This is a genomic window from Clostridium phoceensis, assembly GCF_001244495.1.
GTDB lineage: Bacteria > Bacillota > Clostridia > Oscillospirales > Oscillospiraceae > Lawsonibacter > Lawsonibacter asaccharolyticus.
The window spans coordinates 661,205-670,989 of sequence record NZ_LN866274.1 but is presented as its reverse complement, the minus strand read 5'-3'; the positions used below and the strand labels follow the sequence as shown (position 1 = coordinate 670,989).

General features: G+C 60.6%; 12 protein-coding genes. 1 reads left to right on the top strand and 11 read right to left on the bottom strand.

All coding sequences use genetic code 11. The features are described 5' to 3' along the window. Positions 1 to 221: 221 nt before the first annotated feature. The 5 genes from BN1969_RS03965 to BN1969_RS03945 are packed head-to-tail and all read right to left on the bottom strand — an operon-like array spanning position 222 to position 2,740. The gene (locus tag BN1969_RS03965) at positions 222 to 455 is read right to left on the bottom strand and encodes a DUF6514 family protein (protein WP_207642592.1); all 234 of its coding nucleotides are present in this window, start codon (positions 453 to 455) and stop codon (positions 222 to 224) included. Next, positions 430 to 804: a helix-turn-helix domain-containing protein gene (locus tag BN1969_RS03960; RefSeq protein WP_050623116.1), complete on the bottom strand. Its 375-nt coding sequence runs from the start codon at positions 802 to 804 to the stop codon at positions 430 to 432. The genes BN1969_RS03965 and BN1969_RS03960 overlap by 26 nt, the downstream gene beginning before the upstream one ends. Before the next feature lie 15 nt (positions 805 to 819). Next, positions 820 to 1,257: a hypothetical protein gene (locus BN1969_RS03955; protein WP_050623115.1), complete on the bottom strand. Its 438-nt coding sequence runs from the start codon at positions 1,255 to 1,257 to the stop codon at positions 820 to 822. A gap of 28 nt (positions 1,258 to 1,285) precedes the next feature. Continuing rightward, positions 1,286 to 2,194 carry a DUF4367 domain-containing protein gene (locus BN1969_RS03950; protein ID WP_050623114.1) on the bottom strand — a complete coding sequence of 303 codons (909 nt, stop codon included), beginning with the start codon at positions 2,192 to 2,194 and terminating at the stop codon, positions 1,286 to 1,288. Between the two features lie 45 nt (positions 2,195 to 2,239). Then, positions 2,240 to 2,740, bottom strand: coding sequence for an RNA polymerase sigma factor (locus BN1969_RS03945; RefSeq protein ID WP_050623113.1), 501 nt, complete (start codon positions 2,738 to 2,740; stop codon positions 2,240 to 2,242). Positions 2,741 to 2,944: 204 nt separating this feature from the next. Between BN1969_RS03945 and asnS the strand changes: the two genes are divergently transcribed. Next, positions 2,945 to 4,339: an asparagine--tRNA ligase gene (gene asnS / locus BN1969_RS03940; protein WP_050623112.1), complete on the top strand. Its 1,395-nt coding sequence runs from the start codon at positions 2,945 to 2,947 to the stop codon at positions 4,337 to 4,339. 63 nt (positions 4,340 to 4,402) lie between these two features. Here the strand turns inward: asnS and BN1969_RS16945 are convergent, their stop codons facing one another. The 6 genes from BN1969_RS16945 to BN1969_RS03915 form a co-directional block, all read right to left on the bottom strand. Continuing rightward, positions 4,403 to 4,573, bottom strand: coding sequence for a ribbon-helix-helix domain-containing protein (locus tag BN1969_RS16945; RefSeq protein ID WP_077138689.1), 171 nt, complete (start codon positions 4,571 to 4,573; stop codon positions 4,403 to 4,405). Positions 4,574 to 5,072: 499 nt separating this feature from the next. Then, positions 5,073 to 6,431: an NADP-specific glutamate dehydrogenase gene (gdhA, locus tag BN1969_RS03935; RefSeq protein WP_050623111.1), complete on the bottom strand. Its 1,359-nt coding sequence runs from the start codon at positions 6,429 to 6,431 to the stop codon at positions 5,073 to 5,075. A gap of 271 nt (positions 6,432 to 6,702) precedes the next feature. Further along, positions 6,703 to 7,572 (bottom strand): GNAT family N-acetyltransferase, encoded by an 870-nt coding sequence (locus BN1969_RS03930; protein ID WP_050623110.1) that lies wholly within the window; start codon positions 7,570 to 7,572, stop codon positions 6,703 to 6,705. A 74-nt stretch (positions 7,573 to 7,646) separates the two neighbouring features. Continuing rightward, on the bottom strand, positions 7,647 to 7,859 hold the full coding sequence (locus BN1969_RS03925; RefSeq protein WP_050623109.1) for a PspC domain-containing protein: 213 nt from the start codon (positions 7,857 to 7,859) through the stop codon (positions 7,647 to 7,649). Between the two features lie 103 nt (positions 7,860 to 7,962). Continuing rightward, positions 7,963 to 8,550, bottom strand: a complete 588-nt coding sequence (locus BN1969_RS03920; protein ID WP_082203492.1) for a hypothetical protein — start codon at positions 8,548 to 8,550, stop codon at positions 7,963 to 7,965. Beyond that, a complete protein-coding gene (locus BN1969_RS03915; protein WP_050623108.1) occupies positions 8,547 to 9,728 on the bottom strand; it encodes a DEAD/DEAH box helicase in 1,182 nt (393 codons plus the stop codon). The genes BN1969_RS03920 and BN1969_RS03915 overlap by 4 nt, the downstream gene beginning before the upstream one ends. Between the last annotated feature and the right edge of the window lie 57 nt (positions 9,729 to 9,785).

Below are 9,785 nucleotides of genomic sequence, written 5' to 3'. Positions count from 1 at the left end.
CCCGCCCTGCTGCTGGAGATGCTCAACCAGGGGGTCCGGGGGCCCACCATCCCCGGCTGCCCCCCGTTCAAAAAAAACCGGGGCTGTTTTTCCCGCTTTTTCCACAAGCTGAACCGGCGCCCCCGCCTGTGGCGGGGGCGCCGTCTATTTCAATTTTCAAGGTCCGGCTGGCGGGTGGAGGTCCGCCGGCCGGGCCGGTTTTCATTGGCTCTGTGCTCTCTTTACAGGATCGCGTCCAGGATCACGTCTTCCAGCTGGAGGGGGTCCAGCTGGCCCCGGTTGCACCGATCGGCCAGCCGGTCCATCTCTCCCCGGTCAATGGAGACGTCCCGGTACTGCGCCACCGGCGGCGCGTCTTTCCTGTCCCGCCGATAGCAGTCGATCCCGTACACCTGCCGTGCCCCTGCCTCCTGAAAGGTCATCTGGCACTCATTCGGGCGGTAGAGATACTGCATGAGTCCCTCTCACCTCGCTTTTCAACACATCTAAACTGATATTTGATTCGCTGGCGATATGGATCACCGTGGACAGCTTGGGGTTGACCCGGCCGGCCTCCATGTCCAGATAGTGCCGGGGGGACACCCCGCACCGCTCGGCCGCTTCCTCCTGGGTCAGCTCGTTCTCCCTCCTCCAGGTGTACAGGAGCCTGGAAAAGCGCCATTTTAGCGCCATCAGCTCCCCGCCGGTCTGAAGGATCAGCCCGTCCTCCGGCCCGCACCCGTCTGCCACAGAAGCAGCACAGACAGGACCAGAACGGTCTGTCCGCTCCACCTCCGTGTCACCAGCGGGGCGAGTCCGCTCCATATGGTGTACCATCCGTCATCTTTTGGCCGTCACCTCGTTGGTGTAGACGGAGCGGCCGTCGCTGCCGCCATTCCGCTCGGCGTACACACCAACCAAGGCACGGTAGTCCCGCCCGATAACGGTATCTTCAAAATCGAAGGTCCCATAATATGCGGGAGTATCTTCTTCATACATATCTAAATCTTCTTTAGTGAAGGTTTCTAATGTTGTCCACGTCTTTCCTCCATCTTTGGATTCTTGAATTGTCATGTAAGCCACACCGACCTCATCCGAGGTGCGAACAGCTTCCACATCTGCATGAATCCGAATTACGCCGTCGCTCTTGGCACTCGCCCACACACTGTATATGGCCAAATAGTCGCTGGCACGGGCAAAGGCGGTGGTCATCAGCAGTCCGGCCAGCATGGCACAGGCCAGCAGCACAGCGCAGCCGCGGGAAATCTTCTTTTTCATCGGTTCTCTTTCCTCTCTGTTCTCTTTTCTAAGTATAAATGGAGTCGATCATCTGCTCCAGCTCCTCCTCCGTCACATCTCCTATAATCGATACTATATTGAGCCCATTGGTCCATGACGCGGTATAAATCGCTCTGTTTTGAGCAAGAGAATGTTCCACACCGCCTCTAATGTATTTTTCATCCTGCTGCCCGTTTTCTTTTTCAACAGATACCCTATCAAGTGCTTCCTCTGAATTATATCGGCGAATTGTTATTTTAACTTGTCGCTCGTTATATTCATATATCGCAATAATTCTTAAAAACTCAGAATCAAAGTTGGTCATAACTTCGCTACATTCAAACCCCTCCGGCACCCACTTGGGCGCCAGCGGCTCGGTGATGCCATACGCATCCAGCGCCTCCTGAAGAGAGGTGAACTCCAGCTCCTCCAGGGGCGGCTGGGCAGAGGTCTGGCCGGACTGGCTGGCCCCGGGGGGGACGATCTGAAGCGTGCCCTGGGTCAGATGGACCACGGACTCCCACAGCCTGGAACTGCCGGCCATGCTCCCCAGGCCAAAGAGGACGGCGACCACGGCGGCAGCGATCAGTGTGCGCGGAAAATGGCGGAAACGGCGGAGGCCGGCAGGACGGGACACTGCCGCTTGGGCCGCCGGCTCCTCCGGCGGCGTGGACCTGCTTTCCTCGCCGGCGCGCTCCTCCAGGAACCGCTGGAGGGATGCCTCCGGGTCCAGTTCCAGGCCCAGGGGCTCCTTCTCCTCCAGGACGTCCAGATAGAGGCGGATCAGCTCCGGGTCACAGCTCTGATCCGTCATCTCCTCCATCCGCGCGTCCAATTCCTCCAGGATCTCGCCGGCAGATAAATTTTCCAGATGCCGCTGGATTAAAACCAAGTCCCCACTCCCCCCGTCCGGCGGGGCGACTCGCTTTTCCGACATCTCGACACCTCCTTACTTTTTATATCCTTAAAAAACTTCATTTCGTTACAGGTTCCCCAAAGTTTCTTCAAATTTTTTCAGCTTCTCCCTCAGACGAAACAGGCGTACCCGGCACTGGATCTCCGTCATGCCCATCTTTTCCGCGATCTCCTGATAGCGGTAGCCCTCCAGCCGGAGGCGGACGATCCGCCGGTCCGCCCGGGATGTGTCGGGCGGAAGGTAGTCGCTCAGATACAGCCTCCGCTCCACAGGTGCCGCAGGCGGGTGGGCCAGCTCGTCCAGCGGCACCGTGCGGACCTTCTCCATGTCCTCCCGCATCTTCTTGAGTTTGATCTTCAGGGCCTCCCAGAGCCAGCCCCTGGGATTTGGATGGTGCTTCACCCGCTGTCCCTGCTCCCAGTTCTTCCAACATTCCGCGAATGTGTCCTGTGCCACGTCCTCCGCCAGGCCGATATCGCCCAGCCTGCGCGCGGAGTAGGCCGTCATTTGCTCCAACATCTCCAGGTAAAGCCTGGAAAACAGCGGATCACAGTCAAAATCCGACACTTTTTACCCTCCCTTCACACAATTGGCGGGGTCCATCATATCATACCTACCCGCGCTTTTCAATGACTCGGGCCGGAAACAGCCCCTTCCGCATAAAATCGCCGTTTTCCCTTGTAAATTAGCGGAAAAGCATCTATAATGAACAAAAGAATACCCGGGACGCCCGCGGCGCCCCGGAGTCACAGAAAATGGAGAGGATCACCTATGAACCGCACCACCATCGCCGCCATCTTCGCCGACCAGGACAAGCTGGGCGGACAGACAGTCACCGTCTGCGGCTGGGCCCGGACCATCCGGGACATGAAGACCTTCGGCTTTATCGAACTGAATGACGGCTCCTGCTTCAAAAATCTTCAGGTCGTCATGGACGCCAACATGATGGACAACTACAAGGACATCGCCGGCCAGAACGTGGGGGCCGCCCTCATCATCACCGGCACCGTGGTCCTGACCCCCCAGGCCAAGCAGCCTCTGGAGGTCAAGGCCCAGACCATCGCTGTGGAGGGAGCCTCCACCCCCGACTACCCCCTTCAGAAAAAGCGCCACACTGTGGAGTATCTACGCACCATCCAGCACCTGCGGCCCAGGACCAACCTGTTTTCCGCCGCCTTCCGGGTGCGCTCCGTGGCCGCTCACGCCATCCACTGCTTCTTCCAGGACCGGGGCTTCGTCTATGTCCACACCCCCATCATCACCGCCAGCGACTGCGAAGGGGCGGGCGAGATGTTCCAGGTGACCACCCTGGACCTGAACAACGTGCCCAAAAATCCTGACGGTACCGTGGACTATACCCAGGACTTCTTCGGCAAGCGGGCCAGCCTCACCGTCTCCGGCCAGCTCAACTGCGAGAACTTCGCCATGGCCTTCGGCAACGTGTACACCTTCGGCCCCACCTTCCGGGCGGAAAACTCCAACACCCAGCGCCACGCCGCCGAGTTCTGGATGATCGAGCCGGAGATGGCCTTTGCCGATCTGAACGACTACATGGACACCGCAGAAGCCATGATCAAGTATATCATCCGCACTGTGATGGAGAAGTGCCCCGATGAGATGAACTTCTTCAACTCCTTTGTGGACAAGGGCCTCAAGGAGCGGCTGGAGCACGTAGCCTCCTCTGACTTCGCCCGGGTGAGTTACACCGAGGCAGTGGAGCTTCTGAAGCAGAACAATGACAAATTCGACTACAAGGTGGAGTGGGGCGCCGACCTCCAGACCGAGCACGAGCGCTATCTGACGGAGCAGGTGTACCAGCGCCCCGTCTTTGTCACCGATTACCCCAAGGAGATCAAGGCCTTCTATATGCGCCAGAACGACGACGGAAAGACCGTGGCTGCGGCGGACTGCCTGGTCCCCGGCATTGGTGAGATCATCGGCGGCTCCCAGCGTGAGGAGCGGCTGGATGTGCTGGAGGCCCGCATCCAGGAGCTGGGCATGAATCCGGAGGACTACTGGTGGTACTGTGATCTGCGGCGGTACGGCTCCTGCCGGCACGCCGGCTTCGGCCTGGGCTTCGAGCGGATGGTCATGTACCTCACCGGCATCAGCAATATCCGGGACGTGGAGCTGCACCCGAGAACGGTGGGCAACGCGGAATTCTGATCGGCCCGTTTTGACCGGGACCGCCCCCGCAGGGGCGGTCCCGTCCTTTTTGTCTGGAGCCTTTTACTCCGCCAGCCGCTTTTCGTATTTCTTGAGCAGGTCCTCGATGGCCTCATCGAGCAGTCTGGATTTGGGGATCCGGGTCTTTTGAGCAAGGATATCAAAATCCTTCATCAGCTCATTTTTCAGGGAAGAGGTGAACCGGGTCCGGTTCACCAAAATTGCCTCAGCCATGCTGCGCCTCCTGCACCATTTTATTCTGCGCCCCATTCCGCTCTGCGCTCCCGGGGCGAAGTCTCCCTCTGCCGGTCCCCCTTGGCAGGGGCCTCAAAGGGGCGGGGTTCTCTCTGCCTTATAGTATATAGACAGCGGAGGGAAAAAACAAGGACTGAAATCACCAATTAGCGACACAAAATAACTCTTTATCAACAGGGGCCGGCGGAAAAAGGCATCGGTACTGTCAAAAGAGTGACTGTGCCGCTTTTTCGAAAAAGCACCAGTCTGCCGTGCGCAGGGTTTGTGCGCCTGCGGCGGACAAACCCCACACTTACAGCCTGAGAAATGTTTTCCCCAGCGCACATGCCGCCGGGGAAAACAGATCAGGTCTTGATCCGCGCCTGCGGGTGCGGACTCTGGGAGGCTTTTTCCATAAGCTGAGGCGCCGCGGTCTCCCTGACGGGAGACCGCGGCGCCCTGCACAGTTGGAAGGGGGATCAGGATGAGGAAATCGGGATCAGAAGATGCCCTGAGCCATCATGGCGTCGGCCACGCGCTGGAAGCCCACGATATTGGCGCCGGCCACCAGGTCATAGCCCAGGCCGTAGCGCTCGGCGGCCGCCACAGAGGAGTGATAGATGTTCGCCATGATCTGATGCATCTTGGCGTCCACTTCCTCGGCGGTCCAGTACAGCCGCTCGGCGTTCTGGGCCATCTCCAGGGCGGACACGGCCACGCCGCAGGCGTTGACGGCCTTGGAGGGGGCGATCACCATGTGCTTCTGCTCCTTCAGGAACTCCAGAGCGTCGTTGGTGGTGGGCATGTTGGCAACTTCGATGTAGTACTTGATGCCGCTGGCGGCGATCTTCTTGGCGGAGTCCATGTTGACATCGTTCTGGGTGGCGCAGGGCATCATGATGTCCACCTTGTCGGCGCCCAGGCCCCAGGGCTTCTCCCCGGCATGGAACTCACAGCCGAACTTGTCGGCGTAATCCTGGACCTTGTCGCGGCCAGAGGCGCGCATCTCCAGCAGATAGTTGATCTTTTCGTCGGTGACAGCGCCATCGGGATCGTAGATGTAGCCGTCGGGGCCGGCGATCGCGACCACCTTGCCGCCCAGCTCGGCAGTCTTCTTCACCACGCCCCAGCCTACGTTGCCGAAGCCGGAGATGGCCAGCCGCTTGCCCTCGATAGACTCGCCCTCGTGCTTGAGGACCTCCACCAGATAGTACACGGCACCAAAGCCGGTGGCCTCCGCGCGCATGATGGAGCCGCCGGTGGTCACGGCCTTGCCGGACAGAGCGCCGAACTCGGAGGCGCCCACCAGACGGCGGTACTGGCCATACATATAGCCGATCTCACGGCCGCCGCAGCCCAGGTCGCCGGCGGGGCAGTCGATGTCCTGGCCGATGTGGCGGTACAGCTCGGTCATGTAGGCCTGGCAGAAACGCATGACCTCGGCGTCGCTCTTGCCGCGGGGATCAAAGTCAGAGCCGCCCTTGGCGCCGCCGATGGGCAGGCCGGTCAGGGCATCCTTGTACACCTGCTCAAAGCCCAGGAACTTGATGATGGACAGGTTGACGGAGGGATGGAACCGCAGGCCGCCCTTGTAGGGGCCCAGGGCGCCGTTGAACTGGACGCGGTAGCCGCGGTTGACCTGATAGTGGCCCTGGTCATCCAGCCAGGTGACACGGAACTCGATGGTCCGCTCGGGCTCGATCATCCGCTCCAGAAGGGATGCCTTCTCATACTCGGGATGGGCGTCGATCACGGGGGCCAGGGAGGTCAGGACCTCCTCCACGGTCTGCAGGAACTCAGGCTCGCCGGCATTCTTCTGACGGCACTCTTCCAGAACTCGGTCGATATACTTGCTCATTGCACTCATTCCTCCTAATTGATATATGTGTGTGTTTGGTCAAAATCTGACGGATTCCCTTCATTTCAGGGAAGGGGCTCCGTTTTGCCCTCTTCATGTATAGCATAACACAATTCCAGCAGAGCGCAAGCACGTTTTTTGTGGATGTTACCACAACAAAAAAACTGTGGTATGAGAAAAACAAAACATCCCATTTAAAAAATCGATCGATTTTCCCAAAAAAGGCCGCGGCCTCATAAGATGGCCGCGGCAGCGGAGAAAATGCAGGATTTTAGTCAAATGCCAGTCCAAGATAGGCGGTGCGGGACCAGTCCCAGGCCTCCTCCCGATCCGGGGAGAGCCACTTGAGCATCCCAAACTGCCAGCCGCCGGACGCTGCCGGACGCTGGGCCAAAGGGCCCCGCACCAGAAAGCGCTCCCCCGGGACCATCCGGGGCAGATGGGGCAGAACGGTCCGCAGTTTCGTGCCCAGCAGCTCCTTATACACCACCAGCCCCGCCCCGTCCCCTTCGGCGCAGGCGCAGACAGGGCCGTCCTCCGTCTCCCCCGCAAACAGGCCTCCGCCGGACAGGGCGCAGCATCCGGCCTGATAGGCCAGCGCCTCCTCCGGGTAGGCGATGTGGGGGCAGTCTGCCAGGATCTTCTCCCGCACGGCCCCGTATTCCGCCGGAGAGACGGGGCGCAGGGGGTTGTCCCAGGCGGGGGCAGGGAGCTCACCTGGGTCCAGGGCCTCCTGGAACAGGGTAAAGCACTCTCGGAAGCCGTTGGCCCCGAAGAAGTTGTGGAGGGAGGGCTCCGCCGGGACGGTGGTCACCGCAGGGATGGCCAGACCGCGGAAGTATTCGTCCGCCCCCGCCAGCAGCCGGCCCGCCAGCCCCCGGCCCCGGGCCGCCGGGTCGGTGGCCACGGCATAGAGGTACGCCGCCCGGAAGCGGCCCTCCCCGGGGAGGACCAGCTGAGTATCGAACCAGGCGGTCATGGACTGGACCACGCCGTCCTCCTCCAGCAGGAGCATCCGCTCCGGCTTGTAATAGGTCTGGTAAAAGTTGTCCACATAGGCCCCGTCATCCCCGAAGGCCAACTGCCAGAGCTCACGCTCCCGGGCGGCATCGCCTGGGGTCCCAAGACGTATCTGCGTCATGCCGTATCCTCCTCTTTTTCAGACAGACATACCGCCTGCCCTCTCTCAGTGAGGGGCAGGCGGCCCTGTGCTCCTCAGTATCCGGGGTACACGTCGCTTTTACGAGGCATGATGACGGCACAGGCCAGATAGACCCAGAAGGCAGTGGAGAAGGTGACAAAGGTGGCGATCACCCAGCCTACCCGCACCAGAGTGGGGTCGATGTCAAAGTACTCCGCGATGCCGCCGCACACGCCGCACACCATCTTATAGGGCCCCTCTGTCTTATACAGCTTCTTTTTCTCCATGACATGCTTCACTCCATTTCCATGAGATCGCCGAAACGTTCTTTCTGTGGATAGGATACTACACAGAACCTGAAAAAATCATAGGGAACGGATTAAAAATGCTTTAATTTTTTCCACCGCCCCGCTCCAGATACCACAGCCGCCGGGCCAGCACGGTAGTGGAGAGGACGAAAAAGATCTCCAGCGCGCTGCTGATGATCCCCACCATCGCGAACAGCACCAGGGAGAGCAGCACCGTCACTCCCAGCCACTTCATACAGTCCCAATAGCGCTGCCGGTCCTGCCGCGCTTTCTGGAGCAGGAGCAGAAACAGGGACAGCACCAGCAGGCAGCTGGCCGTAAAGGCGCATATCACATGCAGATCCGCGATCTTCGGCAGCTCATCCGGGGTATAGGGCAGCACCACTGCCGACAGCAGCAGCAGGAAGCCTCCCAACAGGCAGAGCCGGGGCCACAGCGGCCTGGGCAGCGCGGCCATCACCGGCAGCAGGACGCACAGCAGATAGACCCCCACCAGCATCCCCCACAGGAAAAAGCCGTGCCGCTGGTCCCGGGCGGCGGCGATCACGGAAAAATTCGTAGTGAACCAGCGGGTGTCATGGGTAAAGAGCAGGGTGTAGAGCGGGATCAGAAAACAGGCGAACAGATCCAGCAGACGCGCCCGCCAGTCCGGCCGCAGCCACTTTCTCACCCGTTCCCTCCCACTTCCTCCAGCTCCCCCGCCTCGTTGAAGCGGACGGCCCGGATTTCGTTGCCGGTGTTCTTGCGGATGTCATCCAGCCGGATGCTCTCAGTGATGGTGGACACCAGGGTATAGGCCGCCCCGCGGCGGCGGGCCCGGCCCGTCCGGCCGATGCGGTGGATATAATACTCGTTCTCGTCGGGCACGTCGTAGTTGAACACCGCGTCCACATCGTCGATATCCAGTCCCCGGGCGGCCACATCGGTGGCCACCAGCACCCGCAGCTCCCCGTTTCGGAAGCGCTGGAGGGTCTTCTCCCGCACTCGCTGCTGGATGTCCCCGTGGATGCCCTCGCAGGAGATGTCCCGCATCTTCAGCAGACCGGTGAGGCGGTCGGTCATGTTCTTGGTATTGCAGAAGGCGATGACCCGGTCATACCCCCCCAGCTCCATCAGGCGTACCATGGTGTCCACCTTCCGGTTCCGTTCCACCTCCAGGCGGTACTGGAGGATGTCCGGCTTGTTCTCCTGGTCGGCGCGCACCGTGATCTCTACCGGGTCCCGCTGGTACACCCAGGAGATATCCATCACTTCCCGGGAAATGGTGGCGGAGAACATGCCCAGGTTCTTCCGTTTGGGCATCAGGTCCAGGATGCGGGTCACATCCCGGACAAAGCCCATGTCCAGCATGCGGTCGGCCTCGTCCAGCACCACCGTCTCCACCTTATCCAGCCGGACGGTGCGCCGCTTCACATGGTCCATCAGGCGCCCTGGGGTGGCCACCACGATCTGGGGGGCCTTTTTCAGCTGGAGGATCTGTTTGTCGATGGGCTGCCCGCCGTAGAGACACACGGTGCGCACCCCCTCCTTGAACGCGCACAGGTCCCGCAGCTCGTCCCGGATCTGGATGGCCAGCTCCCGGGTGGGGGCCAGCACCAGGCCGGTGACCTGGGTCCCCTGGGGATCGGCGTGCTCGACCATAGGGATGCCGAAGGCAAAGGTCTTGCCCGTTCCGGTGGGGGCCTTCGCGATCACGTCCTTCCACTCCATGAAGTAGGGGATGGCCCCCGCCTGGACCGGGGTTGCCTGGACATAGCCCTTTTTGTCGATGGCCCGCATCAGCTCCGGGGACAGGTTCAGGTCCGCGTACCGGACCTTGTCGTTGACGATCTCGCCGTTGATTTCCATATCTCTGTTCATCCTTTTCCGCATGTCTGGTCCGATCCAAGGCCCCCTCTCACCGCC